At 67.0% G+C, this 25,552-nt stretch carries 28 protein-coding genes; 10 read left to right on the top strand and 18 right to left on the bottom strand.

What is annotated here, in order from left to right:
- Genes ACFUTX_RS04890 through ACFUTX_RS04900 form a run of 3 tightly spaced genes read left to right on the top strand, consistent with a single transcriptional unit; the run spans nt 1 to nt 2,453 of the window.
- Nucleotides 1-1,182 (top strand): site-specific integrase, encoded by a 1,182-nt coding sequence (locus tag ACFUTX_RS04890; protein WP_060960683.1) that lies wholly within the window; start codon nt 1-3, stop codon nt 1,180-1,182.
- A gap of 37 nt (nt 1,183-1,219) precedes the next feature.
- On the top strand, nt 1,220-1,495 hold the full coding sequence (locus tag ACFUTX_RS04895) for a hypothetical protein (RefSeq protein WP_060960682.1): 276 nt from the start codon (nt 1,220-1,222) through the stop codon (nt 1,493-1,495).
- Nucleotides 1,488-2,453 carry a hypothetical protein gene (locus tag ACFUTX_RS04900; RefSeq protein WP_375992803.1) on the top strand — a complete coding sequence of 322 codons (966 nt, stop codon included), beginning with the start codon at nt 1,488-1,490 and terminating at the stop codon, nt 2,451-2,453. Before ACFUTX_RS04895 ends, ACFUTX_RS04900 begins: the two co-directional genes overlap by 8 nt.
- Before the next feature lie 9 nt (nt 2,454-2,462).
- On the opposite strand, the gene ACFUTX_RS04905 is transcribed toward ACFUTX_RS04900, so the two are convergent.
- The 18 genes from ACFUTX_RS04905 to ACFUTX_RS04990 all read right to left on the bottom strand — a co-directional run bounded on the left by ACFUTX_RS04905 (nt 2,463) and on the right by ACFUTX_RS04990 (nt 19,639).
- Entirely contained in the window at nt 2,463-3,716 is a 1,254-nt protein-coding gene (locus ACFUTX_RS04905; protein ID WP_378861087.1) for a helix-turn-helix domain-containing protein, read from the bottom strand.
- 147 nt (nt 3,717-3,863) lie between these two features.
- Nucleotides 3,864-4,433, bottom strand: coding sequence for a hypothetical protein (locus ACFUTX_RS04910; RefSeq protein ID WP_174524690.1), 570 nt, complete (start codon nt 4,431-4,433; stop codon nt 3,864-3,866).
- An 8-nt stretch (nt 4,434-4,441) separates the two neighbouring features.
- Nucleotides 4,442-4,870, bottom strand: a complete 429-nt coding sequence (locus ACFUTX_RS04915; RefSeq protein WP_060960679.1) for a single-stranded DNA-binding protein — start codon at nt 4,868-4,870, stop codon at nt 4,442-4,444.
- Between the two features lie 53 nt (nt 4,871-4,923).
- Complete coding sequence (locus ACFUTX_RS04920) at nt 4,924-6,696, bottom strand: TraM recognition domain-containing protein (protein WP_378861088.1); 1,773 nt, start codon at nt 6,694-6,696, stop codon at nt 4,924-4,926.
- Nucleotides 6,693-7,283 carry a hypothetical protein gene (locus tag ACFUTX_RS04925; protein WP_378861089.1) on the bottom strand — a complete coding sequence of 197 codons (591 nt, stop codon included), beginning with the start codon at nt 7,281-7,283 and terminating at the stop codon, nt 6,693-6,695. Before ACFUTX_RS04925 ends, ACFUTX_RS04920 begins: the two co-directional genes overlap by 4 nt.
- On the bottom strand, nt 7,280-8,773 hold the full coding sequence (locus ACFUTX_RS04930) for an ATP-binding protein (RefSeq protein ID WP_378861090.1): 1,494 nt from the start codon (nt 8,771-8,773) through the stop codon (nt 7,280-7,282). The genes ACFUTX_RS04925 and ACFUTX_RS04930 overlap by 4 nt, the downstream gene beginning before the upstream one ends.
- Nucleotides 8,770-9,249, bottom strand: a complete 480-nt coding sequence (locus tag ACFUTX_RS04935; RefSeq protein WP_060960675.1) for a hypothetical protein — start codon at nt 9,247-9,249, stop codon at nt 8,770-8,772. Before ACFUTX_RS04935 ends, ACFUTX_RS04930 begins: the two co-directional genes overlap by 4 nt.
- A 53-nt stretch (nt 9,250-9,302) precedes the next feature.
- Nucleotides 9,303-10,766 carry an SCO6880 family protein gene (locus tag ACFUTX_RS04940; protein WP_378861091.1) on the bottom strand — a complete coding sequence of 488 codons (1,464 nt, stop codon included), beginning with the start codon at nt 10,764-10,766 and terminating at the stop codon, nt 9,303-9,305.
- The gene (locus ACFUTX_RS04945; protein ID WP_082808095.1) at nt 10,763-12,154 is read right to left on the bottom strand and encodes a conjugal transfer protein TrbL; all 1,392 of its coding nucleotides are present in this window, start codon (nt 12,152-12,154) and stop codon (nt 10,763-10,765) included. Before ACFUTX_RS04945 ends, ACFUTX_RS04940 begins: the two co-directional genes overlap by 4 nt.
- A gap of 33 nt (nt 12,155-12,187) precedes the next feature.
- On the bottom strand, nt 12,188-12,457 hold the full coding sequence (locus ACFUTX_RS04950) for a DUF6112 family protein (RefSeq protein WP_060960673.1): 270 nt from the start codon (nt 12,455-12,457) through the stop codon (nt 12,188-12,190).
- Between the two features lie 96 nt (nt 12,458-12,553).
- Nucleotides 12,554-12,820 (bottom strand): DUF6112 family protein, encoded by a 267-nt coding sequence (locus tag ACFUTX_RS04955; protein WP_378861092.1) that lies wholly within the window; start codon nt 12,818-12,820, stop codon nt 12,554-12,556.
- 10 nt (nt 12,821-12,830) lie between these two features.
- Nucleotides 12,831-13,898 carry a M23 family metallopeptidase gene (locus ACFUTX_RS04960; RefSeq protein ID WP_378861093.1) on the bottom strand — a complete coding sequence of 356 codons (1,068 nt, stop codon included), beginning with the start codon at nt 13,896-13,898 and terminating at the stop codon, nt 12,831-12,833.
- A gap of 105 nt (nt 13,899-14,003) precedes the next feature.
- Nucleotides 14,004-14,684, bottom strand: coding sequence for a hypothetical protein (locus tag ACFUTX_RS04965; RefSeq protein ID WP_378861094.1), 681 nt, complete (start codon nt 14,682-14,684; stop codon nt 14,004-14,006).
- Nucleotides 14,684-15,688 (bottom strand): ParB/RepB/Spo0J family partition protein, encoded by a 1,005-nt coding sequence (locus ACFUTX_RS04970; RefSeq protein ID WP_378861095.1) that lies wholly within the window; start codon nt 15,686-15,688, stop codon nt 14,684-14,686. The genes ACFUTX_RS04965 and ACFUTX_RS04970 overlap by 1 nt, the downstream gene beginning before the upstream one ends.
- A 2-nt stretch (nt 15,689-15,690) precedes the next feature.
- On the bottom strand, nt 15,691-16,590 hold the full coding sequence (locus tag ACFUTX_RS04975) for a hypothetical protein (RefSeq protein WP_378861096.1): 900 nt from the start codon (nt 16,588-16,590) through the stop codon (nt 15,691-15,693).
- A gap of 417 nt (nt 16,591-17,007) precedes the next feature.
- Nucleotides 17,008-17,664 carry a DUF2637 domain-containing protein gene (locus tag ACFUTX_RS04980; protein ID WP_378861097.1) on the bottom strand — a complete coding sequence of 219 codons (657 nt, stop codon included), beginning with the start codon at nt 17,662-17,664 and terminating at the stop codon, nt 17,008-17,010.
- Nucleotides 17,661-18,473, bottom strand: a complete 813-nt coding sequence (locus tag ACFUTX_RS04985; protein ID WP_378861098.1) for a bifunctional DNA primase/polymerase — start codon at nt 18,471-18,473, stop codon at nt 17,661-17,663. Before ACFUTX_RS04985 ends, ACFUTX_RS04980 begins: the two co-directional genes overlap by 4 nt.
- 77 nt (nt 18,474-18,550) lie before the next feature.
- Nucleotides 18,551-19,639, bottom strand: coding sequence for an ArdC-like ssDNA-binding domain-containing protein (locus ACFUTX_RS04990; RefSeq protein ID WP_378861099.1), 1,089 nt, complete (start codon nt 19,637-19,639; stop codon nt 18,551-18,553).
- 231 nt (nt 19,640-19,870) lie between these two features.
- On the opposite strand from ACFUTX_RS04990, the gene ACFUTX_RS04995 reads away from it, so the two are divergent.
- The 7 genes from ACFUTX_RS04995 (at nt 19,871) to ACFUTX_RS05025 (ending at nt 25,549) form a co-directional block, all read left to right on the top strand.
- Entirely contained in the window at nt 19,871-20,506 is a 636-nt protein-coding gene (locus ACFUTX_RS04995; RefSeq protein WP_378861100.1) for a helix-turn-helix domain-containing protein, read from the top strand.
- A gap of 91 nt (nt 20,507-20,597) precedes the next feature.
- Nucleotides 20,598-21,113, top strand: a complete 516-nt coding sequence (locus tag ACFUTX_RS05000) for a hypothetical protein (protein WP_378861101.1) — start codon at nt 20,598-20,600, stop codon at nt 21,111-21,113.
- The gene (locus tag ACFUTX_RS05005; RefSeq protein ID WP_378861102.1) at nt 21,113-22,069 is read left to right on the top strand and encodes a hypothetical protein; all 957 of its coding nucleotides are present in this window, start codon (nt 21,113-21,115) and stop codon (nt 22,067-22,069) included. The genes ACFUTX_RS05000 and ACFUTX_RS05005 overlap by 1 nt, the downstream gene beginning before the upstream one ends.
- Nucleotides 22,070-22,071: 2 nt before the next feature.
- The gene (locus tag ACFUTX_RS05010) at nt 22,072-23,220 is read left to right on the top strand and encodes an alpha/beta hydrolase family protein (RefSeq protein WP_378862838.1); all 1,149 of its coding nucleotides are present in this window, start codon (nt 22,072-22,074) and stop codon (nt 23,218-23,220) included.
- Between the two features lie 98 nt (nt 23,221-23,318).
- Nucleotides 23,319-23,771, top strand: a complete 453-nt coding sequence (locus ACFUTX_RS05015; protein WP_378861103.1) for a hypothetical protein — start codon at nt 23,319-23,321, stop codon at nt 23,769-23,771.
- A gap of 90 nt (nt 23,772-23,861) precedes the next feature.
- Nucleotides 23,862-24,530 carry a DsbA family protein gene (locus ACFUTX_RS05020; RefSeq protein ID WP_378861104.1) on the top strand — a complete coding sequence of 223 codons (669 nt, stop codon included), beginning with the start codon at nt 23,862-23,864 and terminating at the stop codon, nt 24,528-24,530.
- A gap of 26 nt (nt 24,531-24,556) precedes the next feature.
- The gene (locus tag ACFUTX_RS05025) at nt 24,557-25,549 is read left to right on the top strand and encodes an NAD(P)-binding domain-containing protein (RefSeq protein ID WP_378861105.1); all 993 of its coding nucleotides are present in this window, start codon (nt 24,557-24,559) and stop codon (nt 25,547-25,549) included.
- Nucleotides 25,550-25,552: the final 3 nt, after the last annotated feature.

Raw genomic sequence — 25,552 nt, forward strand, 5'->3', positions numbered from 1 at the left:
ATGAGCCGGCAGCGGCTTGCGATCGGTACATTCGGTGAGATCGGATTTCTGCCGGCCGCCGGGGGCCGCGTGGTCGCGCGGGCTCGCTACCGCGACTGGGACGGCCGCACGAGGCAGGTCCAGGTCACTGCCGCGACGGCTGCTCTCGCCGAACGCACGCTGAAGGTGAAGTTCTCAACGAGAAGCTTCTTCCAGCCCTCTACTTCCGTGCTCACGCCCGACAGCCTGTTCTCACAACTCGTCGACTACTGGCTTGACGACGTGGATCAGGAGGGCCGGGTGTCGACGACCACACGGCAGTTGTACGAGCGCAACATGCGAACCCTCGTCATGCCGGCGATCGGCAACCTGACGCTGCGCGAGATCGGCGTCGCACGTTGCGATCAACTCCTCAAGCAGCTGAACAAGCGAAGCTACAGCCGAGCGAAGCACGCGCGCGTCGTGCTTCGCCTGGCGTTCGGCCTGGCGGTGCGACATGAGGTCCTGCCGCGCAATCCAATGGACCACGTCGCTCGACTGACTCGGCAGACAAGCACGCCCGATGCGCTGACCCCTGTCGAAGTGACTGCCATCCGCACGGCGATCGCCGTGTGGGAGGCTGGCCGCGCGATATCCGGACCAAAGCCCGACGGGCAGCTCAGCGCAATCGTCGAGGTCATGCTCGGAACGTCCGCGCGCATCGGCGAGGTGCTCGCCATTCGACGCCGCGACGTCGACATCACGAGCGCGGTGCCCTCAGTTCGCATCGCTGGCACGATCGTCAGCAACAAGGGTGAGCCCACCCAACGGCAGGACCACCCGAAGACCGCGAAGTCTCGGCGCACAGTCGCGATTCCGACGTTCACGGCCGAGGCCGTCCGTCGACGTCTGGCCCGACTCAGCGATGCGTCGCTCGACGCGCTGCTGTTCTGTACCCGAGAGGGCACGCCCCTCACGACGAACAACGTGCGACGCCAGCTTCGACGGGTCATGGAGCTCGCCGGCATCACCGGGGTCACGCCGCACGCATTCCGCCGCACGGTCGCGACGGCGATCAATGAGCGGGCCGGCGTGGAGCTTGCGGCGGAGCTACTGGGCCACACAGATCCAAAGATCACCGTCCAGCACTACATCCGGCGCAACGAGATGGTGAACCCGGCGACGGCTGAACTTCTGGAACGTGCGTTCTCGAAAGAGGCTTGATCGCCGCAGGGTGGGAGTGGTTCGCGCACCTACAGGTATGACCGATCGAGAGCATGTCGACGCCGTCCTCGAGCACGTTGCGGTGCTCGCCTTCCTCTACTACCCGGACATCGAGGTCGACGACCCCACGTACCATCTGGGCGAAGACATTGAGTGGTGCATGGCGCGACTCGGCGATGTGTCTGACGTCGAGCGGGCGCGGATGCGGGTGTTGGTCGCGCGCGCGATCATCGACCCGACGGCGACGCGCGAAGAACTGTTCACCGCCCTCGCTGAACTCAGCGGCGTACTTGCGGTGGGCCACGATGAGTGACCCGCTCGATCCAGACGAGCGCTCGGCCCGGCTGGCCGCGCAGAGGAGGGCATGGAACGACGCTCACCCGACCTACTACGCCGACTACCGGGAGCGAAACCGTGAGTACATCCGCAAGACGAACCGCGAGCGCGAGCGTCGGCGCGCGCAACGCGAGCGAGATGAGAAGGAGCGGCGGCAGAAGGGCATCGAGCGGGCAAAGGAATGGGCACGACAGCATCCGGAGGAACGTCAGCAGGCACGCGAGCGCTATAAGCAGAAGCATCCAGAGGCGTACAAGCAGGCGCAGCGCGAGTACTACTACCGAAACCGTGAAGCGATCGCCGAGCGGCGGCGGGAGCGAGAGGCCGCGGATCCCGAGAAGGCTAACGAGGCCCGTCGGCGCTCGGTCGCTCGGGCGCGCGCAGCCGGGCGCGCAACCGAGTGGTCACCCAGTCCCTCCCAGCAGGAGTCGTATCGACAGCGTGAGAACGAGGCCAGGCGTCTGCAGCGTCGTCGCGCTCGTGCCGGACTGCCAGACCGACGGCTCCACCGCGTCCTGGCAGCGGAGCGGCGCCACAACGACAGCGCCGCAGATGCGTTCTTCGCCCGCAGGCGCACCGGGGACGAGATGGCGCGGATCAGGGATCAGGACGTGCCTACTCCACCAGAGTTGGTGCACGCACTACAGCAACACTCAGAGGCGCGCCGGGTGGCCCGTGAGATTCTGGCCATCGCCGACGTGTACTTCGCAGATCACGAGCTTGAGCTGCGGGCGCGAGTAGCCGAGGTTTCGCGGGCGCGCTTTCGGGCGGGGCTGCTCCCTCTCGACGTGTATACCGAGCCGCGCCGCCGCGCCCTTGAGGTAGCGAATGCCCATTATCGCGGCGGCGTCGTTTCTTCGCTCACCTCATCGCTCCCCATGTTCCAGTGGATGACGGCGGACTTGGCCAAGCGCGACCACGACATCCAGCTCTGACGGAGCCGACTATGCAGGCTCGTCGCGAGAAGGTGGCTGGATCATGAGCACGTTCGTGATGCCGCCCTGATTGACGCAATCCTGGGCGAAGTCGTGCACGTGCCAATAGAAGTCCGTTGGCGGCTCGAGGACATTCACGGTCGTTTCGACCCGGGTGTAGCGGTGCAGTGGCACCGACACGCCCTCATAGGTGAAACCCATGTTGTCCGTCGTCAGGATCGTCAACGGTTGACCACCCGTCCACTGGATCCCGAGACGCAAGTCGTACTCGTCGTTGTCGATCGTCTCGGCTGTGGTCCGCGTGAGGGCCATGAGGTCGGCGATGGCGCACTCAATGGCGGCAGATTGCACCTGCCAGCCCTCGAAGTAGGCGTCGCTGCTCATACGATGCCCGCCGACCGCCGCGGCGATCGTCACGGAACCATCGTGGTGAATGCTCACCCAAGCTTCTTTCCAGAGAGAGCGTTCATCGCTTGCCTTGTTCATGGCGACCCAGCGGCGCAATCCGGGACGCGGGTTGTCGAGGTCGACGTTTTCCAGAGGGTGGACGCCTCCGCGCCCGGCGTAGATGAGGGCCAACCCTACGGTCTTTGTTAACACCGCTCGTGCTTCCTCGCGCGTGAGTCGGTCGCGGAAGCGAGGGATACGTGGGTGAGCCACCGCGATTAGCCATGCGCGGTTGTCGGTATCCCGTCCTGCTGCGGCCTCGTCGAACAGCGCGTCCAACGCCTCAGTGGCGTGTCGGCGTTCCTCGAAGCGAGCCCGGTACATCGCTTCTATCTGGCGTTCCTTCATCCACACGGTGTCAGAATCGTTCCGGACTGGGGCTGCGAAGTAGTCGTTCTTGAAAATCAGGTGTGGCCCGTCGATGCTCGCGGGCACTTCCACCACCACGGCGCGATTGCCTTCCACGCCGAGGCGATGGACGTTGAGTCCGAAGACAAGGGGCGAGATGGCGGTGATCGCCGCGCTCCGTATGGAACGCTCGTATGCCTCGTCGAGCTCTCCTACATCGACTCGCTCGGTAGCAGCCTTCTGCGACTCGCGCACGCCGAACACGATCACCCCGCCGCCGCTGTTCGCCATCGCCGCAACGTCCTTCGGAAAGTCCGTCTGCGGCAGGCCTTTCGCCGGCGGTAGCTCCGACTTCCAATCGAGATCGTTCGCTTCGGCGACCCCCGCCGCGATCGCACCATCGAGGATTTCGTCGGTCAGCGGGCACGGCGTGAGGCCGAGCGCCCGGTGCAGCGCGGTGAACGTCATGCTCCCAGCGTAGGGACGAGCGCCGACGCTTCTCAGACTTCGAATGCGTGAGCGACTCGCCCTCCTGCGCCGCCACCCGCCGCATCACGAGAAGCGTCGCATGCCACTTCCCGTTGATACGCCGGAATGGCGAGGAGGCCTCGGAAACTACTCTGGACGGTGGGTCTCAGCCGCGATGAATGCGTCCTCAACTGCGCGCCGACGCGCGACGTCTTCGACGACGAATCGGCGGAAGTCGGCTGCCCGGTCGTCGATCGTGATCTCTTCCACCGACGGCGTTGGATCCTCGCCTGGCCACGCCGTCTGACGTGTCGCCCGATCGCGATCGAGGCGGGAGCCGCAGGCGGCGACCCAGTCGTGCAGGCGATCGCGAGCCTCGCTGAAGTCACGGTGCCAGCCGAGAGGGGCGGAACCGTGCTGCTCTTCGTCGTAGGCGCACAGCCAGTGCAGGTGCAGGGCGGACAGCTCCCAGACGAGTTCTGCGTGGCGATGCCACAGCGGCGGGATGATCGATGGTCCGATGCCGTACGTGCGGCGCAGCCAGTTCACCCAGCGGTCGAGCTCGACCCACTCGAATGCGGCTTGGTCGGAGGTGAGTAGATTCCAGTTCACCGGGCGGGGGACGTTCGGCAGGCCCTCGGGCTCAGCGTCGGGGCCGTCTGGCAGCGGTGGCTCGAACTCGTACCCGGGGAAGCTGAGAGGCTCGTCGACGGTCATCGGGTGTCTCAGCGGGCGAGCGGTTGGACAGCTGGCCTTGCGGGCGCAGGCGCGGCTGCCGCCACGGGCGGAAGCGTGTTGCGGCGGCGCTGCAGGGTGTAGTTCGTGCGGGCGGAGTCGTGTCCGAGGCGCTTCGCGACGAACTCCTCGGATTCGACCGTGGTGCCGTCCACTTCCCGGGTCGACGTGTGCGTGTAGCCCTCGGCGATGAAGGCATCGCCCTTGTTGAACATCGCGTAAGCCCGTTCCGCGTTTCGCCGGAACATGACGAGGTCGTGGTAGGTGGTCTCGGTCTGGGTGAACGTGCCGTCGTCGTTGCGTTCGAAGTGCTCCTGGCCGATGCGCGCCCAGAAGCGTGCTTCGCCTTTCGCGTTGAACGCGAGCTGCGGTTCCGACGCGAGGAACCCGGAGAGTGATTGCTGGGTGTGGATGGTCATCGGATGCTCCTACGAGAGGCGGCTGGTCGGCGTTTAGCGGGAAGGTGCGTCGGCTATCCCCGCTGAAGTTGTTCTTCGACTTGCGCCCGTTCGGTGCGCAGTGATGTCGCGTCGGGGCGCGCGGTCCACTCGCGCATGCGCGTGACGATCGGTGGTGCCGACCTCAGCAGCAGCAACGCCGTGCCGTATGGCAGTGTGCGGATGACGTCCGGCGGCATGATGGGCACCCGGCGTGTCGAGCGCTGGTTGGAGCGCATGCCACGTTCGCCGACGGTGATCGAGTCGGTGATCTCGTCGCGGTCACCGATCAGGGTGGCGATGTCTTGGAGATCTCGCGATCCCGACGCTCCGCCGAGCACGACCTTGGCGATACTGGCATCCCAGATCGCGGTAGCGGCGTTGTCACCCCACCGTTGCCGTGCCTGGGCGAGGGACTGGAGCACGGGCATCGTGGTGATGCCGGTGCCTCCACCTTCCGCCATTAGCACGGGGAGTGAGGGCAGGGGCGCGAGGTTGCCGACCTCGTCGAGCGCGAGCAGCAGTGGGGGGTCGAGGCGCGCGCCCGGTGATCGTGCGGCGACTCGGCGGGCTGTTTCGACGAGGTCTTCGACGAGCGCGGCAACGAGGGACGAGGAGGCCCCGGCGCCAGCTCCCGTTGCGAGGAGGTACAGGGTCCCGTTGTGGCGGAGGAAGCTCTCCGGATCGAACTGTTCGTCTTCGCTCGGGCTGACGGCGTCGAGGACGCGTGGGTCGGCCAGCGCACCCAACGCCAACGACACGCCTTGCCAGATCGAGTCTCGGGTGCGTGGGTCTGCGTCGATCATCGCCGCGAGCGACTCGGCCCATCCCGTCGCGGCTGCCGGGTGGGAGGTCAGGACAGCGACGGCATCCTTCGCCGCGGCCGGGTCGAGCGTCCAGCGGAACAGTTCTGCGGGTGAGCGCCCGTCGAGCGCCGCGGCATGCAGGAGCGCCTGCAGGGCGGTGCGAGTCTTGCCTTCCCAGAACCCGCCGTTCTCCACACCGGCGCCCGACAGGCCTGTACCGGCGGCAAGGCCGGAAGCGCGGATCATCGCGGTGAGGGGGAGTTCGCAGCCGCGCACTGGCGACCACCGTAGGCCTGCTGGTACGCCCGGCGCGAGGTGTTGCGGGTCGAACACCGCGACCGGGCCGCGTCTCATCCGTGCGCGAATGGTGGTCGTGAGGTTGTCGGGCCTGGTGGAGGTCGTGACGACCGCGCCGGGTGAGTCGAGGATCGAGTTGATCACGATGTGGGCGCCCTTGCCCGAGCGGGGCGGGCCGATCACGAGGATGGAGTCCTCCACCGATGTCCACACCTTCGTTCCCCGCGCGGTGCCGACGAGGTAGCCGACGTCTTCGGGCCGTGGCGTTGCGACAGATGCCCGGAGGTGCGCGGCCCTCGACAGGAGAGAGTGATCGGAGGCAGCGCGGCGAATCTCGGCCGCGGAGGCGATGCCGGCGATGTGGTTGGGGTCGGGCCCGGTGTGCCGCACGTGATTTCGGATGCCGCGCCACGCCCACCATCCCACGGCGGAGATCAGCGTCACGAGAACCGCCACGACGGTCCAGTAGGCCGCGGCATTGAGTCCGGGGGAGCCGAGCGCAACTCCCGGATCAGCGGCGGAGCCGAAGACACCCAGCCCGGCGGCAAGGCCCCCGGTCGGCTGCGCGGCACCTGAGAGGAACGCGGCGATGTTGCCCGCGACACGCAACACGCCGGCGACGGCGACGACCCCGACGAGGGCGAGGAGCGCGAGGTTTGTCAGGCCGTCGCGGCCAGAGACATTGACACCGCCACTGCCGGTCATGTGATGCTTCCGAACACGCACGTGCCGGAGATGCGCCCGGCCAGGACGACCTCGCCAGTGGCGCTCGCCCGGCAGAGGTCCGGTTCCAGCAGTGCGCGTGCGGATCCGTCTGCGGATGCCTTGACGTGCCGCACGATGATCGCGACGGCAACCTCTTCGCCGGCGAGGAAGCCCTCATCGCCCTGCACGACGCGAGGCGGCGCGATCAACGGCGCCGCCTCGATGAGCGGTTCGGGACCGCAGACGAGCTCGCCCGTTGCTCTTCGCGCATCGCCCCGAGAACGCGGCGGTGCGCTCGACGTGATCGAGCCCCGCAGCGGCCGGGTGATGAGGTCGGTGAAGACCGCGCCATCCGTCTCGTAGATGACGACGCGCACCGGCGACCCGTGCGCCCGCAGCACCGTGTCGATGATCTCCGCGAAGGACGCGCGGTTCCAGGATGGTCCGAAGCGCGGCGGTTCGAACGGTGTCCCGTCGACGGCGACGGTCATCGTGCCGTCCGGCGCGATCGTCATCGTGATGACCGGAAGAGCCGCGGGGGCGCGGATGACGTCCGATCGATCTCGTACTGCGTGTGCTGTGCTCATCTCACGCCCTCCGTCATGCGGCTCGTTGTGTCGAACGCGGCGAGCTCTGCGGGATGCATCTGGTGCTGCACCACGAAGCTGCGGTCCTTTATCCGCCAGAGACCCTGACCGGTAGCCAGGCCCGGCAGCAGGCCCTGCTCGGTGCTCGTCAGGCCGAGCGCGCTCGCTGTCGCCCCGAGCTGATCCGCTTCCTGCCGATAGATGATTCGGGTCTCCGCGTTGGCGAGAAGCGATGAGGCGATGGCGCGCATCGCGGAGCCCTGGTCGCCGACGTTGTCGAGATCGGAGAGCTTGTGGAACACGAGGAGGTTCGCGATCCCGTAATGGCGGGCGAGGCGCCATTGCGCATCCATACGGCGCAGCAGCGCGGGATGTGACATGAGTCGCCAGGCTTCGTCGTAGACAACCCACCGCTGCCCGCCGTGCGGGTCGAGGAGAGCGGATTCCATCCACGCGGAGGAGCAGGTCATGAGCACCGAGACGAGCGTCGCGTTCTCTGCGACGCGCGAGAGGTCGAGCGAGATCATCGGAAGGCTGGGATCGAAAGTGACTGTGCTGGGCCCGTCGAACAGCCCGGCCAGGTCGCCAGCAACAAGCCGACGCAGCGCGTGCCCGACGACCCGGCCGTCCTCGACGAGCCGATGGTCGGCGCGTTGGGAGGCGTCAGGAGAGAGGATGCGTTCGACGACCATCGGCAGGATCGGTGTGTCGCACGAGCGGACGGTCTCGGCGAGAGCGAGGTCGATCGCCGTGTGCTCGAGTGGGCTGAGTGGTCGATCGAGCACTGTTTCGGTGAGCGCGCCGATGAGGTCGCGGCGACGCGCGGCGACTTGCCCGGCCCAGCTCTCGTCGGACAGGCCAGCTGGGCGATGCCCTTCATCGAGAGGGTTGAGCCGGGTCGCCATGCCGTGCCCGAGCACGATCGCCTGTCCGCCGACGGCTTCCGCCACGGCGGTGTGTTCGCCTTTCGGGTCCCCCGGCACGTAGACCCGGCGACCGAAGGGGATAGAGCGCGTGTACAGGCTCTTCACGAGCGACGACTTGCCTGAGCCGACGATCCCGGCCAGCACGATGTTCGGCGCGGTGATGATCCCGAGTGAGTAGAGCACCCACGGGTCGTAGACGAACGAGGCACCCGAGTAGAGGTCTTGGCCGACGAAGACGCCCCGCGACCCGAGGCCACCTTCGGCCAGGAACGGGTAGGCGCCCGCCAACGTGGCGCTGGTGTCTTGATGGCGTGGCAGACGTAGGTGCCCAGGAGTTCGAAGCGCTGCGGGCCGCGCCTCGCCGGATTCGGGAAGGTAAGTGGTTGCGCGCTGCTCCGCGCGTAATGCGTCCGCTTCGGCACGGCCCTCGGCGGTTGTGGCGGCGCGTGCGGTGGCGTTGAGGCGTCGGGATGCCTTGCGCCGGGCGTGACGCTCCTTTCGGCGTTCGCCCGCGGGATCCACGAGCACGGTCGTGTGGACGCGTTCGCCTTCGTGCGCGTTCATAGCGTCATCCCGTCGCGACGGTGCGGTCTCGGAACGGAGTGGTGGGTACCGAACAGGCCGGTGGGCTGGAACGAGTCGGCGGCGTTGACGCGCGGCACGAGTGACTCCGAGACCGGCTCGGGGGTCGAGAGGGAGTCCCACGCGATGCGGCCGGAGTGCTGCGATGCCCGGTCGAGGGCAAGGCCGGCTCTCGCGACCAGAGTGGATGCGCGGCGTAGCGCGAGGGCGGCGGCGTGGGCTTCCTCGACCCCTGCCCAGTGGTCGCCGTCGTCGGTGCGGGCGATCGCGTCGGCGTTGGTGTGCGCCAAAGCGAGCTGATCGAGCACCTGTTCGAGCGATCTGAGTCCGCCCAGCAGGTCGCCGACCACCTCGTACGTCTGTGCCGGGTTGTCGAAGGTGCGTGTGGCGTGGGCGAGGGCGCGCAGGGCCGTGCACGCTTCTGCGCCGTCGCTGACGGGGTCTTGGAATGAAGGCATTGCGTCCCCTTGCGAGAGAGTCGTCAGTCAGGTACTTCGTGCGTCCCCGCGCGTCACACGGATCGGCAGAGAGGCAGGGCGGCGGCGGCGAACGCTTGCGCCTGCTGCCCGACGAGCCGTCGCGTCTCGCAGGCGGCTTGCACGGCCGCTTGCTCGATGGCCGCGACCGCCGCATCGAGTTCGTCGACGGTCGGCGCCGACACGGCGATGAGCCCGGTGAATCGCAGCACGCCGTGTCCGGCCGTCAGATCGGACTCCTGCTGCAGCACGTCGTTGTACTCGGCGGTGCGCGCGGCATCCTCAATCTGGCCGATCTTCGCGCGCTGCGCGGCGTCCGAGAGCAGGCCCACCTTCTTCTTGCGGATGTCCCGGGCGGCAAGATCGGCACGGACCGGTGTGCACGTCAAGGTGAATGTGCGTTGGATGCCTGAGGTGAGCAGCAGCGGAGACAGGAAGCCGGGGTAGACCTGCGACCGCGGCCACTCCGAGATCCACAGCACCGCGTGATGGGCCGAGTCGCTGTGCAGCCGGTCCCAGGTTTCGGAGACCGCGAGGGGACCGGCGGTCGCGAGGGACCGGCCGATGTCACCGTGTCGCTCGAGCGCGGGAGCGGCTGCGGGATCGTATGCGGAACGCAGCACGACTGCGACCTCACCGGGTGTGAGCCAACCGGTGGGTGTCAGGTCTGCCGCGCGAAGGGCCGCGGCAAACGTCGTCATCTCCTGGCGGAGCACGCTCGCCGCACCCTTCATGCCGCCCCCGGCGGCGCGGATCTGCCGTGCGGCGGCCCTCATGTCGAGCGCGAGGGACACTGTCGTCGCGTGCCGTTCACCTGCCGGCCCGGCACGTTCGATGAGTTCCCTGTAAGTCACCGAGGGCCAGGATTCATCGTCGATGCCGTGCAGTGTCCACCATTCCGCCAGCCCGCTGCCAGAGCTGGGAACGGTCCGCTCCGAAACCTGGACGCGCGCGATGCGCCCCGAGCGGCACACCGTGGCGAGCACACGGCCCCAACCCGTCACGCGACGTTCCTGTTCGCCGCTGTCGAGCAGTACGAACGCCGGATGCGTGATGCCGGCGATCACCGTCAGCGTCTGAGCGTGAGGGTCTTGAATCATGGCAGCGCCCGTCTCAGGGTCGACCCACTCGCGTAGCGCCGCGGCGTCACCCGGGAGCGCGAGGGTGCCGGCAGGACGCGGCTTGACCAGGTCCGCACGGAAGTGCAGTTGCCCGCCGATGCTCCGCCACATCCATCGGACTGAGATCGGCACCCATTCGATGAGCTTGCGGCCGCCGACGGCGACAAAGGCGAGCACGACGCTGGTCACCCATATCGGGGATGTGATGACGAAGAGGTTGCCGCCGCCCCTGTAGACGGCGCTGGTGAAGGCCACCAGTCCGATGGCGAGCGTCACGAGCTGCGCCAGCGAAAGCCCGAGCATCACGCCTCGCTTGGGGAGCCGCGAGAACTGAATCGGATGCAACTGGTTCGCCCGAGGGGCGTTGTTCGCTGTCATGCCGTCGTCCTTTCGAGCGGGGCGGGAGTCGATCGCGGAGGGGGTGTCGCGGTGCGGGGCGGCGCCGGTGTGCGCAGCTGTGCGGACGGTTGCTCAGCGACTCGCGTGCCCGACGGCAAGGGCGATGCCTGGACCGGGGCGGCGCCTTCGGCCTGGCCCATCGCTGATGCTCCGGCGGCATTGCCGAGCTTGGGGCCTGCGGCGGCTGCTTTGCCGACCACCTGGGCGCCGACGACGACCGCGGCGGCGGGGCCGGCCGCCGCCGCGGCGCCTGAGGCACCGGCGCCCGTAGCGGCACCGGATGATCCCGCACCGGTGGCCGCCCCCGACGCCCCCGCGCCGGCTCCGGACCCGGCGGCGGTGCCCCCGGCGCCGGATGCGGCGGTCGTGGACGCTCCTCCCGACTGGCCACCGCCGTCGAGGATCGACTTGGCCGACTGCGCCGTCCCGGGTGTCACCGGCACGGGCACGGGGCGGTTGAGTGCACCCTTTGCCTCTTGCTCGGTCGACATCGCGTGGTACATGTCGACGCCGACGAAGGAGATGAACTTGTAGGTCATATACGGGGCGAAGGCTGCGACGAGCATGAGCACGACGCCGGCGACCGGGTCGCTGATGGAGGCGAGGTCCAGATCGATCGGTGCGGCGGCCTGGTTGATCGCGACGAGGAACAGCACAACGAGGACGAGCTTCGAGAAGACGAGGGCGACGACGAACGCGACCCATTTGCCGAACCAACCGCGGGCAGCATCCCACGAGAATCCGGCGAGGGCGATCGGGGCGAACACGATCGCCACCAGCAGCAGAGCTTTGCGGATGAGGAGCGAGAACCACACGATCGCGGTCGCGGCGATCGCGAGCCCACCGAGGAATATGGTCATGATCGCGCCGACGCCGGGGCTTGCGATGTTGATTGCGACGAGCCCGGTCGCCATCAGAGCGATCCGGTCACCCATCCCTTCCATCGTGTTCCCCGTTGCTTGGACGATCCCGATCGCCAGCTGATCCGTGATTTCGAGCAGGGTCGCGGTGAGGGCGATCGCGACGAACGATCCGAGCACGGACTTGCCGAGGCCCACGGCAGCTCGTGACAGCGCGGTCGGGTCGCGGTGCGCGAGCCCGGTGATCAGTTGCAGGCAGAAGAACACCAGCATGACGAACAGGGCGACGCCGAAGAGCAGGTTGTAGACCTGCACGTACTGGGCTCCGGTGACGTCGACGAGGGTGGTCGTATCGAACACCGTCCAGACGGCTTGAAAGAACCACGCCGCCGTCGACGCGAGTGTGTGTGCGAGCCAGTCGAAGGGCGCGGCGACGAGAGAGGTGACCCCTGCTCCTACGGCTTGACATACCTCGGCGATTGCCGGGATGTCGCACACGCCATCCACGCGGGTCGTCCTTCCCGATCGGTCGCGCCCTGCTCAGACGGACTGGCCGACGCCCCAGAAGAAGTTCACGAGCGTGACCGACGCGCCGCAGATGATGGCCGCGCCGCACGCCACGAGAACGCCGAGCTTGCCGCGAGATGCGAGGTGCGGGTTCGAGGAGTTCGCTCCGTACCCCCACGCAACGGCGGCGATGATAAGGGCGAGGACCGCGAGGATGAGCCCGACGGTCATCACTGCGCCGACGATCACGCGGAGTTGCTCGATGCCGGGAAGTCCCGACGCGTTGGGGTCGATGTCGATCATGACGGTGCTCCTTGTCTGCGCAGAAAAGAACTTGCGTACAAGGTGCGTGCGGCATCCCCGCGGTCGAGCGATCCCGCTTTCACGCGCGTGCTCGGCTCAGAGTTGTTGGCCGACCCCGAGGAGGAAGTTCATCCATGTGACTCCCGCACCGGCGAGCACTGCGGCACCGATGGCAACGAACAGCCCCGCGCGGGCCCGCTGGGACGACTGGTAGTTCCCGCTCGACGACGCAATCGCCCACGTGACGGCGCAGATCAGAATTGCGAGCACGGCGAACACGAGAACGTACATGAGGAGCGCGCCGACGATCGCGCGGAGCTCACCCGCACCGCCCACCGCTCCCAAGTCGGGGAAGATGTCCATTCCGATCACCTCACGCACACGCCGCCATGCCAGAGGAGGCGGCATCCAAGCCTTCGGCGCCGTGCTGGGCGAGCCACGTGTTGGAGTCAATCGATGACTTGAAAGAGCCGCCGGGGCGGATCTCGAAGTGCAGGTGCGATCCGGTGGACTTACCCGATGACCCGACGTCGCCGATGTGCTGGCCCGCGGTGACACGTTCGCCGACTGACACGTGGATGCCGGTTGCCCACATGTGGGCGTATGCCGACGCGACCCGTTCGCCGCCGACGGTGTGTTCGATGAGGATCAGGTTTCCGTAACCGCCATTCGGGCCCGCCCACGTGACCACCCCGTCCGCGATCGCCAGGATCGGTGTGCCGTCGGCTGCCGCGTAGTCGGTGCCCGCGTGGAACGCCTGCAGGCCGGTCACCGGGTCGGTGCGCGTACCGAAACCACTCGCCCGCACCCACGTGTCACTTGGTAAGGGAAAGACGACTCGGGTGGTCTCCGGCACCGAATCGAGCGGTGTGCTTCCCGTGTTCGACGATGCGGGCGGTCGGGTCAGCGCCGAGATGATCGCCTCGGCGACGGGCTGGTAACGCTGGTATCGGTCAGGGAACGCCGAGCGTTCGACGGCCTGCGCCGCGGCGCCGGGATCTGCGGACTGCCAGCCCGCAATGTCGAGGAGCCCGGCGGGTGAGGGGAAGTTGGGTCCGGTTTCGCCGCCGAAGAACGCGCGCGCCTGGTACTTCGGATCCATTAGCTGGTCGACGCTGCCCCAGCCTGAGGTCGGGCGCATCTGGAACAGGCCGAGTGAGTCGTGGTCGCCCCCGACGCCGTCGTTGGGCAGGTCGAGGGATGCCGGGTGGGCGGCATTCGCCAGCATCCGCAGGGTCGACTCGGTGAGCGCCGCCATCAACCCGATGAGCACGCCCTGCCGTCCAACGCCCTCGATGCCGCTGCCGGTTGTAATGATCGTCGCGGCATGCGTGAGCTGAGTGTGGCCCAGCGTTACCGATGCGCCGTCGCTGCGCACCGCGGTGAGTCTCTCCGGGACGCCTGTCACGACCAGCCCGCCACCGGCCTGACACGTTGCCAAAGCCGCAGTCGAAAGGACGAGCGGAACCGCGATCAGGCCAGCGAGCGGCAACGCAAGCACGGCGATAGCGAGAACGATCAGGAGCTTCTTCATGCTCATGCCCCGTCAAGGGAGCGGGTTGTCCACCTCAGAGAGCCGAAGCAGGCGGCACACGTCGAAGCTCGGCTCGCACGCGATGAAGAGCGTGAACGTGATCGGTCGTGACGTCTCTTGCGGCTGTGCTCCCACGACACCGGCGCGGTTTCGCGTTCCCTTGACCGTGTACGCGATCGTCCCCGGAAGCAGCTGCCCTGGTGCCGCTTGAGCTTCCGCCTCGGGCCAGGATGCCGGGACGAAGACCTCATCGATGGTGAGCCACTGCCGGGTGCTGTAGGTGCGCAGGGTCGACCAGGCCGCCGCGGTCGGCAGGTAGCTGCGAATGTCGGCAGCAAGTCCCGCGGTCTCCGTACCCGAAGGATCCCCGGCATCGACGACGACCTGCGCGTGGTCGGCCGGGGTGAAGTCGGTCGCGGTGTCCCAGTCGATGAGAGCGCGGGCGGCATCGCGTGCGAAGGACTCGGCATTCGTCGTCGATCGGATGGGGGGAAGTGTGGCGCTCGGGGATGTCGGACCCGCAACACTGGTCGAGGGGGAAGCAGGCGTCGGATCATCGGCGGTCGTCGGCGTCGTGGGTGCCGGTGCCAGCACGAGTCCGTACAGGCCGACACCGACGAGCGCGGCCAGAACAGCGAACCCGATCGAGACGAGCACGACGAGACGCTTTCGGGGGCGAGCAGTTGCGGTCATCAGGCGATCTCTTGTGTGAGCTGGGCGCGTGCCCTCCGTAGCGCCGCGAAGAACTCCACCGTCGCGGTGAGCGTCGATTCGAACTGCTCCAGCTGCTCGTCGGTCAGTCCGGTCGCCACAGCATCGACGTCGAAGTGGGTCCACCACTGATCGAGGTCCTCCCACACCCGCACGAAGGCCCGGACGGGGAAGACATGCGCGGAGGCCGCACGAGCGCGGTTCGCTCGGCGACCGCGCTTGGCTTCCCTAACCCGCGCAAGTGCCGCGTTCGCCAATTGCTCGAGTTCGTCGGGAGGTTCGAAGTCGTCCGGTGCCTCGAAGTCCTCGAACTGCTGTGGCGGCTCGGGATCTATGAACTCACGGATTCGCGCGTGGGCCGCAGTGACGCTTCCACCCTGGTCGATGAGTCGCAGCTCCTCCGCGGCCCTCTCCTTGAGCACGGGGTCGGCGACCGGGTTGGCGACAAAGCGTTGCAGTTCGGCGATGCGTTCCAGCGTCGTGTACGACGCGCGGCCCGTGACCATCTGCGCGGCTTGCGTGCGGGTCTTGCCGGGCTTGAACTGCGGTGGTGCCACGGTGGCACCACCGCCCTTTCCGCCCTGCGGATCCGGACCACCGAAGCGCGTCGCGACCTGGCGGCGCGCCGCGTCGTCGGTGATGTAGGTCTTCAACTCGGTGTACAGCGCCGCGGCCTCGGTCGGCGTGAGCGGCTTGTGCAGGACGTTCTCAGCCTGCTCGGCCAGCAGTTCTGCGAGGCGATCCGAGATCCCGGCTCGCACCCACACTTTGATCGTCTTCTCGCCCAGCCGTTTCAGGGCTTCGAGCCGTCGTGCGCCGCACACCAGCACGCCTTCGGGTGTCACCGTGATCGGCTGCAGCAGCCCGTCACGGGTGATCGACTGGGCGAGCTCATCGATATCGCCGTACTCGCTGCGGTGACGCCTCCCAACGATGATCGACTCGATCGATCTCTCGAGCTCGATGTGACCGACGCTTGTTCCCATGGTCACCGCCTCGATCGCTCGGTAGGGGCGGCGAGACTGACCGCGAGGACGAGGTCGTCGTCTGTCAGAAGAGAACGCAGCGGTTCGCCGATCAGTAGCCGGAGCAGGATGCCGCGGCCCGCTGTGGTCCGTGCGACCTCTGGTTCCGGGTTGCCGAGGACGGCGCGCAGCAGCCCGTTCCACGATGCTGACGACAGGTCGAGGAGTGTTCGTCCGTGGACGTCGCGGCGCAGGGACTCCCACGCGGTTGCGCGGGAGGGAACTTCGCTGAGTCGGGCGCAGATGTACTCCATTGCGGTGCGGGCGGGCGTGCGCGGCCAGCCGAGGAGTGCCATGAACGCGATCGCGTTCTCCACCGCCTCAGTGATGCCGACCCCGTCGGATGTGGTGCCGTCAGCCGGGGAGTCTCCAGCGGGATCCACCCGAAGCGCAGGGTGGTAGTCGCTCAAGGGGTTCTCTCGGTCGCTGAATCGTTCGGGGTCGTGGAACGACGAGAACTCTGGCCTCCGCGCCTGGTACACCGAGCACAGCAGGCCGTTCGCACGTTCTTCGGCGATCAGCGTCACTTGCACCGCTCTGGTGACCACTGCCCAGGGATCCTCGGCATTGCGCACCGCGGCCGAGCGCATCGCATCGAAGGCGGCCGCAGCGGCATCCCAAGGATCGAGCCCGTGCTTGCGGGCGAGCTTCGCGTACCGCCGTACGACGTGCCGCATGAGTTCTGCCGCTTCTGGGTCACGGCGCCACGCGCCGTGATCTTGGTCGGCGAGCCGAGTCAGCAGGTCGCGCAGACCTTCCGAGCTCTCAAAGGTGGCTGGCGCCTCCGCCGGCTCGGAAGCGACCGCTGTAAGCGGCGGGCGCTCAGCTGCGTCGACGGCCGGCTGGCAAGTCTGGGGTGACATGGCAACCTCGCTACCGACCGATTCCCGACCGGCGGACGGCGCGATGGGCCGTGCGACCGTTGCCGAATGCTTCCGATGGCGGGAGGTGGAGAGCCCTTTCGCGGATCGCGCGGCGAGTGCTCGCAACACCCTGGGTGGGACGCGAGCGCATTCTACGAGCGAGGGAGGATTCGAGGTCGATGCCCTGACCCGCGACTCGCCCGGTGACGGCGGGAACGAGTTCGGTGGGTCGCATCCACACGACTTCGGTGCGAACCCGTTCGCTCCCGTTCAGCGCGAGCGGCTGCTTCGCGAGTGACGGATCGCCGTGCCGTGCCAGCTCTGAGACTTCGTCGGGAGCCCGCTTGTCGACGAGTTCTCTCTCTGTCGTATCCACACCAAGCGGCGCGTGGGGGTGTTCGACGTGCTCGTATTCGTTCATGGCGTGGCTCCCTTCTGAATCTCAGGTGTGCGGATCGTCCCCGCGAACCATCGTCCGACTGTCGACGGGTGAACCCCGGTGGCACTCGCGATCTCCTTGTTCGACATCCCGCGCTGACGCATCACCACGGCGATGTCCTTGCGGGCACCCTGCTCCGAAACGTCCACCGGCGGGCGGAGCTGCATGATTTCCGTGGAAAGGTCTCGTGCCGCCTCACCTGTGGAGGACACGTCAGATCGGAATCGCTGAGTGAGGACAACGGTGAGGTGCGTGATCGCGAGCAGCACCAGTGGAGGGACTGCGGCGACGGATGCCGCGAGCACGGGTGGCACATCGGCATCGGCTGCGACGATCGCGTGGATCGAGTTCGCGGTGACCGACAGTGCGGCGCCGGCCACCAGCAGCATCCACGGATACCACGCACCCCGTTGCCCGGCGAGCGCGACGACGGCAACGGTTCCGACGACGATGATCCCGTCCACAATGAGCGGCCACGCCCACGCTTGCGTCGGTGCGATCCCGGAGCGGCGTGCGAGATCCGCGAGAGAAGTGAAGGACAGCCAGAACGCGCCGCCGGCGATCAAGACTGTGCCGATGATGGCCGTCCACACCGCAGTCTGCGCCGATCGCAGGTCCGTCGTGCCGGGGATCATAGGGTTACCTCCCCGTTGAGCGCGCGTGGACGTGTGCTTCCCGCGCGGATGCGAAAGGGCGCCACCTGCCCCACCACCGTTCGATACGCAGAGCGGATTGTCGTCACGATCTCGGCCTGGTGCAGCCCCGCGCGCTCGGCTGCCGGCCCGAGCGCGTGGCGCGCGTTCTGATCGGTGATCCCGTTCTCCGCGAGCCGGCAGGCGGCCCAGTACAGGGCACGGTTCCGCTCGCCCTCTCCACGAGTAGCCAGCCAGGACGCGATTCGTTCGACGTCGACCTCGCGGTCGGCCCCCGCAGGTGCCCGGATGGCTGCCGTCGGCCGCGGGTCCAGGAACTGTCGAAGAGCGGCGCCGTCGATAGGGGCGGCATCCCCACGTCCGGCACCGATCAGCTCATATGTCGACTTGTTGCCTTCGAACAGCACCTGCGACGGCGGCACGATGACGTAGGCGCCCTCGCCGCGGAAGTCGATGCCGGCGCGGGCGGCCTGCCACGACGGCTGATCGCGGTCAGGTTCTGCGGGGTAATAGGCATGCATCCCACCGGACGCCGTCTTCACCAGCGCCTGCCAGCGGTCGACGAGACCTTCCCGCCGCGCGAGCTCGAAGGCGGCGAACCCCCGCACCCGACCGTGCACGTCTATGTCGACGACTTCGACAGTGGAAGCCCGTCCGGTCGGCATGCCGATGTTCGCCTGGGGCCACCGCGCCCACCATCGGGCGACCTGGTCGCTGTCAGAGGTGGCGTCATGGAACCCATGCTCGGTGAGCGGGCGCTTCTCCGCAGGCTTGCAGGGGAAGATCGGCACTCCGGCTGCAGAGAGCCTCTCCGCTCCCTCGCGCGGCGAGAGGCCGATCACTCCGGCGAACAGCGCGACGGTATCCATCAGAGATCCCGGATCGAGGCTGCCGGGCGGTCGGAGGAGTGCCGATCGTTCGCGAAGCGGGCATGGCCGAAATGTTCAGCCCGACCCGTAACGGTCGGCAGGTGGGCACCGTGCGGGGTCGCTCCTGTCAGACCGGGCGGGTCGCCCGACCCGAGCTGCGCTGTCGGCAGTGCTTCCAGGATCGTGACCGCTGTCGTCCGCACGCGCTCGCCCGTTGCTTGCACGACTTCCACAGGCGTCTTTCCATCGACGGACGTCGCCCATGTCGCCACGTAGGGGATGGTGTCGCCCGACGTGTCCAGTCCGTGGGCCGCACCGATCATCAGGGCGACGGACTCCGCTTCGACCTCGCCGATTCCGCGATGGTGCACGGCATCTGGGTTATCGGGGCCGTGCAACATGACGTGCGCCAGCTCGTGTGCCAAGGTCTTCGTGCGCGCCGCCGGGTCCATGTCGCCTCGTACGGCGACATCCCGGGCGAGGTAGTCAATCATGCCGTTCGCTCCGCCGAGTTCGTGATCGCTCGCAACAGTGCGCAGCGAGTACCCGTAACTGCGCACCAAGGACGCCAATCCATCCCAGAGGCCTTCCGGGGCCTCTCCCGCGAGCAACTGCGGAGTGGGCGCGTGCGGGATCGGCGCGCCGCTCGTCTGCGAGGCATCCCACACGTATGCGGGCCGCACGCCGACAAGCCGTGAGCGAACGACGTCGTTGGGCCTGGCAGACTCGCGGGGTGCGAGACGACGCCACGACTCCGCAACCTGCGGGGTGGGCGAGGCGAACCGCGCGAGGATCGGCGCGAAGATCATGTAGCCGGTCTGGCCGCGGTCGACCGACCTCCCGAGCGCAAGCCACTGCCGAAACCCTGCGACGTACGTCGGCGCCGGTTCCGTTACCCGCCCCTGCTCGAATGCTGTCAGGTGCTGCAGCCAGATCAGCATCGTGTTGTTGAACGAACGAGCGCGGAGTCGGGCAGCGAACTCGAGAGCCCGAACCCAGTCGCCGCCGGTCACTAGGGTGGCCACGGCTTCCGCGAGTTGCGCGTGTAGCCGTTCAAGCTTCGCCTCAGTGAGGTCCTTGCGAGCCATGGTAAATGGCGCCTCCTCCGTCTCAGCCGGCTTTGGCGGCTTCGTGTGGGAGGTACGCGTCAACTCACCGTCGCGTCGGCGGCAGGCGGGGGAGTCGACATTGGGGGTATGCGTACATAGGTGCACCATACGCCTCGCGTGCTGAATTAGGTAGCAACAGGTTCGGAATGCGTATAGCGATACCCTGCTGTCGTGGGTAGAGGTTCCCAGGGTGAGGCTGGCGCATGGTCAATGGATCTCGTGCGCGCAGTGTCGACGCTTCGAGATGCCGCCGGGATGACGAACCAGGAACTGATCGACCGGGCGGGGATGTCGGCCACATACTTCTACGGGCGACTGCGGGGCGCCGCACCCTTTGACGCGAACGACATCGAGAAGCTCGCGCAGGCACTCGGGACTCACCCGCACGAGATCTCGCGTGTGGCAGCATCCATCGGCGACGCTCGAAAGTTCGAGCCCATCGTCGACGCGGACGCCAAGGAACTTGCTCGCCGGCTAACCGCGGTGTCGCGGGCGCCCCGCCTAGACGGATCCACATTCGATATCGACGGTTTTCTCAGCGAACTCTCCGAACGTGGGGTCGCGCTGGATCGCGAAGAATGGTCAAACCTGCTCGCGGGTGACTCCAGCACACCTATTCGTGTGAGGGTGCTGGAAGGCGTCGGGGCCTATACCGGGGTCCCCACGGCGTACCTGCTCGACCTCGCTGACGCTGCCGCAGTGGAAGCAGCGGAAGCGAACTTGGAGTTCCGCGAGGCGCTGAAGGCGTCGGGCGCGGACTCGGTGTCAGCGCGCGCGGTTGGCGAGATCTCGCCCGCCGCATTGCGGGCGATAGCTCAGACCCTCAGGTCAATCTCTGCGCGTTAGCGCATTCTCCTTACCTCTACTGCGCATCGGCGTACAGTGGAGAGCATTCGAGCGATCGCTATGCCGAGGTCGTGATCGGAGGTCGGGCGTCATGAGCTACCGCGCATCTCAAGATCATGATGAGTTGCGCGCCCGCGCCGAGGCCCAGCTCGAGCGCCTCCATCTCCCAGCCGATGTGGAACTGCAAGACATCGTCAGGCAGGCCGCGGCGGCGACCGGGCGACGGATTGACATCGAGCCGGTCGGCGATCGGGACTGGGAGAACATCACCGGGCTGGTGCTACTCACTGGCGATTCAGCCAAGATCCTCGTGCGGAAGTCCGACCCTCGCTGGTACCAGTTCCACACCGTGCTGCACGAGTTGTCGCACGTCCTGTTCGAGCACGCGGGGTGCGCGACCCTCCCCGTCAAGCATCCCGGATCTCGTCACGTGCGCGCTGGTCAGACTGTGCTCGCGCGGGGCATCGTCACCCCGGACTTCGAGCTCGACCTGGACTTCGCCGACACAGAACTGGTGATCGAAGCCGAAGCCGAGAAGTTGTCGCAGCTCTTATCGCGCCTGCTTCTTCGGCCGCGCCATGGCCATGACGAGGCGGTGTTCGGCTGATGGCGCTCAGAATCGAAGCCGTTGCGTTCCTCGCGTTGCTGCTACTCACGCTGATCCGGTTGCCGTCTGCTATTCGTGAGCCGTCGAGTCGACTGACATGGATCGCTACGATGACAGGGCTGGCGGCAGTGTTCATGGTCGGAGTCGTCGTTCCGTTGCCGATCGTCGACAGCTGGCTCGGCGGAACGAACGTCGCAAACCTCGTCCAGAACATCCTCGCGACGACCGCATTCTGGTTCGTCATGCAGGCGGCGCTCACGCTCGACGGCAGCAGATTCAATCCGCGCAGCCTCTGGGAACTGCCCGCGATGTTCCTCTCGTTCACCATCCCCTTCCTGCTGATCACCGACCGCGGAACGACGACAGATGAGTTCATCAAGGAGACGGCGGATCAGATAGGCCTATGGGCGTACGCGTCGCTCTACATGGGATGCGTCGTATTGATCATGGCCCGGATGCTTCGCGGCATCCACGGGCGCAAGCCTCGGCCGTACATCCTCATCCGCATCGGCGCGTGGGCGATCCTTGCTGCGAGCCTCATTGAGATCTTCTACCTCACGCTGCGCGTCGCCGGCCTCGGACGGACGCAGACTGTCGAAACAGTCGGGGCTCTGTTCACCATTCCCTTCTACGGCGGTGTCGTCCTGGTGTGTGCCGGAATCATCGTGTTCGCGGTCGCCCGGGCCGGCAGGTGGTCGATGAATGCGACGCTTGGGCGGCTCCTCGCGAAGGCGAGCATAGACCGGGGCATGCTTGTGAAGCCCATTCCCGACGAGGACCCCGTGCACGAGACATACCGGCTGGCGGTTCGCCTGACCGACATTGCCAACAGCCAAGAGTTGACGAAGCGCGAACGAGTCCTTCTTCGCGCTGCAACCGAAATGCTTGATCGACAGATGCGGGCGCCGGCCGTAGTCCGGATGTCGAGCGTCATGGGAACGGTGACGGCACCTTGAAGGTGATCGGCACTCTGGCCGCTGCATTCGTCGTGTTGCTAGCGGCTACCACGGGAGTGATTTGGCTGCTGGCGCGTCGAATTGTTGGAGTTGAACCGCGACGGAAGACCGTGACCGTGCGTCGCGTCGGCGACGACATCGAGCTGCCACAAAGCGGCCTCACAGTTGTTGGCGGGAGCTACGGCCTCTGGTTCGGGGAACGGTTTGAGCACCACGCGCTGATTGGGCCGGTGGTGTCGTCGGACGAACACCGTGTCATCCGTCGCGTGCTCAGGAGCACCGCTCCGCTCAGCACGCAACCCTTCGAAGCTCAGTGGACCGGCCACATCATGAGCGGGCCTGCCGAGATAGACCCCGATTGGGATGACGTGGCGGTGCCTCTTCGGGACGGCGCGTCGGCCCCGGCGTGGCTCTTCCGAGGCACTGACCTCGGTGGGCCCTGGGTGATCCACGTTCAGGGGATTCGAACTTCGAGACTCGTCACATTGCGCTCGGTCGAGGTGGCGCAGAGCCTCGGCCTGACGTCGCTGGTGATCACTTACCGAGGCGCCGGAGATGGGCCGACGGCATCCGCCTCGATGCTCGGGCAGCGGGAGTGGAGTGACCTGGCCGACGCGATCGCCTACGCCCGCTCGCGCGGAGCTGGCGCTGTGTACGTGGTGGCGTGGTCGATGGGTGCGGGGCTCGCGCTCGAGCTTCTGCGCCGCGACCCACGGGCGTTCGACCGTCTCGCCCTAATCGCTCCAGCCACTCACTGGCGGGGGATCATCCGTCATGGCGTCAAGAAGGCGAGTCTCCCCGGGTTCGTTGCATCTCTTGTGACATGGATGCTCGGCTCACGGATCGGAAGTGAACTGATAGGTGTTCCGTCGCCGCTGAACTTCCACCGCCTGGACTGGACCAAAAACGTGGCCTTGCCAACGTCGACGATTCTGATCCATTCCGGGGGCGACGACGAGATCCCCTTCGAACTCACGAGTAGGTTCGTCGACGCACACCCAGAGATCATCCTCGTGCAGACGATCGCTTCCCCACACGGCTGGGAGGCCAATGTTGACCCGGAGTTGTTCCGGCGCGCCTTAACCTCGTGGCTCGCAGCTGGCGAGCCCATTATGGGTGGGCCCGACAAGGAACACCGCCCTCGGCTCTGACGGCGACGACCGCGAGCACCGGGTCGTCCGAGCAGCGACCGCCAGGGGCGTGGCTCGTGCGCCGTCGGTCCCGAAGCGACACGGTATAGTCGTGCGGGATGGCTTCGTCGGCCCGGACTCCGCGCTCCGCGACGCTGAATGAGCAGTTGTTGATAATGAGGCTCATTACCAGCGTCGGGTTGGCGTTATTGCTGATGCTGGGTCTGGCCGCGACGGGTCACACGGAGGCAGGCGGTTCGACGCCTGTTCCGGTGGTGATATCTGGGTTGATGGACCCGCACGCCGCGCCTGTGGCAGGTGCCCCCGTTGAATATGAGGCAGTCGTCGGTGGCGTCGCTTCTGGGCCAAACGCTTTGGTGGGCGCTGCGTTGTGCATGCTCGGCGTGTTGTGCGGGCTGACGTTCATGGTGGTGCTGCGAGGCCTGTGGCGTCGGCGGATGCCTCCGGTGCTCGGCGACGGGCCACGGATGCCTTTGCTGCTTGCCGCGCCGGCCGTGCGCGCGCATCCGGTCGTCTTGTCGTTGACGCAGTTGGGTCTTTCCCGAACCTGACATCCGGCACGCCGCCCTTCCGGGTGGCGCTTCGTCCCGGGCGGCGTGCCCGGGTTCTGTCCTGTGCCGTGTCTTGGTTTGGAGTACCCGATGAAAACCCCTGTAAAGGCGACTCTCGTCAGCATTGCCGTCGTGGTAATGCTGTTGCTCGCCGCGTTGATCTATGTCCTTGTCAATCAGAGCCAGACCGCTCCACCTTCGTCTGGGGGCGGTGACGCATCGCCGCAGGTGGTGCGGGGGAGCTCGCACGTCCTCGACGACGGAGGTGAGGGTGCGGTCACAGTGGTGGAGTTCCTGGACTTCGAGTGCGAGGCGTGCGGGGCGTTCTACCCGATCGTGGAAGATCTGCGGAAGCAGTTCGACGGGGAGATCACCTATGTCGTCCGGTACTTCCCTCTTCCTGGTCACGCCAACTCGGAGAACGCCGCGATTGCGGCCGAGGCGGCCGCACAGCAGGGCCGGTTCGAGGACCTGTACCACCGGTTGTTCGAGACGCAGGCGGAGTGGGGTGAGGCGCAGGAGTCACGCGCGGACTTGTTCCGCGGCTTCGCGGAGGAGCTCGGCCTGGACATGGCCGCCTACGACGAGGCGGTCGCCGATCCGGCCACGGCCATGCGTGTGGACATGGACTTCGAAGAGGGTCGCTCGCTCGGGGTGAGCAGCACCCCGACGTTCTTCGTGGACGGGAAACTCGCGGAGTTGCAGGAGTGGGACGATCTCGAAAACGTCATTCAGGCCGCGGTGAACGGCGGTCAGTGATGCGGGCGGGACTGTCGTATCGGCGAGTGATCATCGTCGGCGCCGGGCAGGCGGGGCTCGCGGTGGCAGCTGCGTTGACCGCGGAAGGGTTGCGGCCGCAGCACGAGTTCGTGGTGATCGACGCGGCCCCCCGGGCACGGCGTTCCTGGGCATCGCGATGGCACTCTATGGAACTGCTCAGCGACGCCCGCCACAGTGCGCTCTCTGCGCGCACGATGCTGGGTGATCAGCGCCGTCATCCACGGGCGGACGAGATGGTCGATTACCTCACCTTCGTGGAAGCCGGACTTGGCGTGGAGACGGTCTGGGATGTGCGGGCGACCGGGGTGGAGCATCGCGGAGACGGCTCAACTCTGTTTTTGTCTACGACGGCGGGCGAGGTGCAGACGCGCAACGTGGTGTGCGCGACCGGCGCGGCCGCGCATCCTCGAATCCCAGAGTGGGCCGCCTGGCTTCGTGTGCCTGGCGTCGTGCTGCACAGCAGCGAGTACCTGCACCCGGGGCAGATTCCCTCCGGGGACGTACTCATAGTCGGCGGCGGGAACAGCGGTGTGCAGATTGCTCGCGAGCTGTCCGCGTCGCATACAGTCACCCTGGCGACCCGCACGCCACGGCGGCACCGCTCAGCGATGAGCTACCCTGCCGCGGCCGGTGAAAGTGTGTCCCTCTTTTCGCGCCAAAGACATCCCGAGCCGGTGTTCGGTGACAGCTACGACCAGCTGGGGCGCTCCGGGGTCCGGATCGCCCCAGCGGTGGTCGCGGCGGATGGCGCCGCTGTGAGCTTCGCCGACGGGCGTCAGGTGTCGCCAGGGTCGGTGATCCTCGCCAGCGGATATGACCCGGGCGACCAATGGCTTCCGGAATCGGCACGTGAGCAACCGGCTGGGCGCACGATGACCGGGCTCCCGGGGTTGTTCGTGGCGGGGATGCCACAGTACGGCGGCCGCGGCTCCGACACCCTCGCCGGGGTCGGGAAAGACGCGACAACGATCGCTCAGCACATCATCAACCGGCCCTGAAAG

Source organism: Microbacterium sp. NPDC057407, from assembly GCF_042803895.1.
GTDB lineage: Bacteria > Actinomycetota > Actinomycetes > Actinomycetales > Microbacteriaceae > Microbacterium.

Excerpts from the sequence above, each read along its gene's own strand:
- ACFUTX_RS04890 (WP_060960683.1), top strand. The coding sequence starts at position 1 with ATGAGCCGGCAGCGGCTTGCGATCGGTACATTCGGTGAGATCGGATTT.
- ACFUTX_RS04895 (WP_060960682.1), top strand. The coding sequence starts at position 1,220 with ATGACCGATCGAGAGCATGTCGACGCCGTCCTCGAGCACGTTGCGGTG.
- ACFUTX_RS04900 (WP_375992803.1), top strand. The coding sequence starts at position 1,488 with ATGAGTGACCCGCTCGATCCAGACGAGCGCTCGGCCCGGCTGGCCGCG.
- ACFUTX_RS04905 (WP_378861087.1), bottom strand. The coding sequence starts at position 3,716 with ATGACGTTCACCGCGCTGCACCGGGCGCTCGGCCTCACGCCGTGCCCG.
- ACFUTX_RS04910 (WP_174524690.1), bottom strand. The coding sequence starts at position 4,433 with ATGACCGTCGACGAGCCTCTCAGCTTCCCCGGGTACGAGTTCGAGCCA.
- ACFUTX_RS04915 (WP_060960679.1), bottom strand. The coding sequence starts at position 4,870 with ATGACCATCCACACCCAGCAATCACTCTCCGGGTTCCTCGCGTCGGAA.
- ACFUTX_RS04920 (WP_378861088.1), bottom strand. The coding sequence starts at position 6,696 with ATGACCGGCAGTGGCGGTGTCAATGTCTCTGGCCGCGACGGCCTGACA.
- ACFUTX_RS04925 (WP_378861089.1), bottom strand. The coding sequence starts at position 7,283 with ATGAGCACAGCACACGCAGTACGAGATCGATCGGACGTCATCCGCGCC.
- ACFUTX_RS04930 (WP_378861090.1), bottom strand. The coding sequence starts at position 8,773 with ATGAACGCGCACGAAGGCGAACGCGTCCACACGACCGTGCTCGTGGAT.
- ACFUTX_RS04935 (WP_060960675.1), bottom strand. The coding sequence starts at position 9,249 with ATGCCTTCATTCCAAGACCCCGTCAGCGACGGCGCAGAAGCGTGCACG.
- ACFUTX_RS04940 (WP_378861091.1), bottom strand. The coding sequence starts at position 10,766 with ATGACAGCGAACAACGCCCCTCGGGCGAACCAGTTGCATCCGATTCAG.
- ACFUTX_RS04950 (WP_060960673.1), bottom strand. The coding sequence starts at position 12,457 with ATGATCGACATCGACCCCAACGCGTCGGGACTTCCCGGCATCGAGCAA.
- ACFUTX_RS04955 (WP_378861092.1), bottom strand. The coding sequence starts at position 12,820 with ATGGACATCTTCCCCGACTTGGGAGCGGTGGGCGGTGCGGGTGAGCTC.
- ACFUTX_RS04965 (WP_378861094.1), bottom strand. The coding sequence starts at position 14,684 with ATGACCGCAACTGCTCGCCCCCGAAAGCGTCTCGTCGTGCTCGTCTCG.
- ACFUTX_RS04970 (WP_378861095.1), bottom strand. The coding sequence starts at position 15,688 with ATGGGAACAAGCGTCGGTCACATCGAGCTCGAGAGATCGATCGAGTCG.
- ACFUTX_RS04975 (WP_378861096.1), bottom strand. The coding sequence starts at position 16,590 with ATGTCACCCCAGACTTGCCAGCCGGCCGTCGACGCAGCTGAGCGCCCG.
- ACFUTX_RS04980 (WP_378861097.1), bottom strand. The coding sequence starts at position 17,664 with ATGATCCCCGGCACGACGGACCTGCGATCGGCGCAGACTGCGGTGTGG.
- ACFUTX_RS04990 (WP_378861099.1), bottom strand. The coding sequence starts at position 19,639 with ATGGCTCGCAAGGACCTCACTGAGGCGAAGCTTGAACGGCTACACGCG.
- ACFUTX_RS04995 (WP_378861100.1), top strand. The coding sequence starts at position 19,871 with ATGGATCTCGTGCGCGCAGTGTCGACGCTTCGAGATGCCGCCGGGATG.
- ACFUTX_RS05000 (WP_378861101.1), top strand. The coding sequence starts at position 20,598 with ATGAGCTACCGCGCATCTCAAGATCATGATGAGTTGCGCGCCCGCGCC.
- ACFUTX_RS05005 (WP_378861102.1), top strand. The coding sequence starts at position 21,113 with ATGGCGCTCAGAATCGAAGCCGTTGCGTTCCTCGCGTTGCTGCTACTC.
- ACFUTX_RS05015 (WP_378861103.1), top strand. The coding sequence starts at position 23,319 with ATGGCTTCGTCGGCCCGGACTCCGCGCTCCGCGACGCTGAATGAGCAG.
- ACFUTX_RS05020 (WP_378861104.1), top strand. The coding sequence starts at position 23,862 with ATGAAAACCCCTGTAAAGGCGACTCTCGTCAGCATTGCCGTCGTGGTA.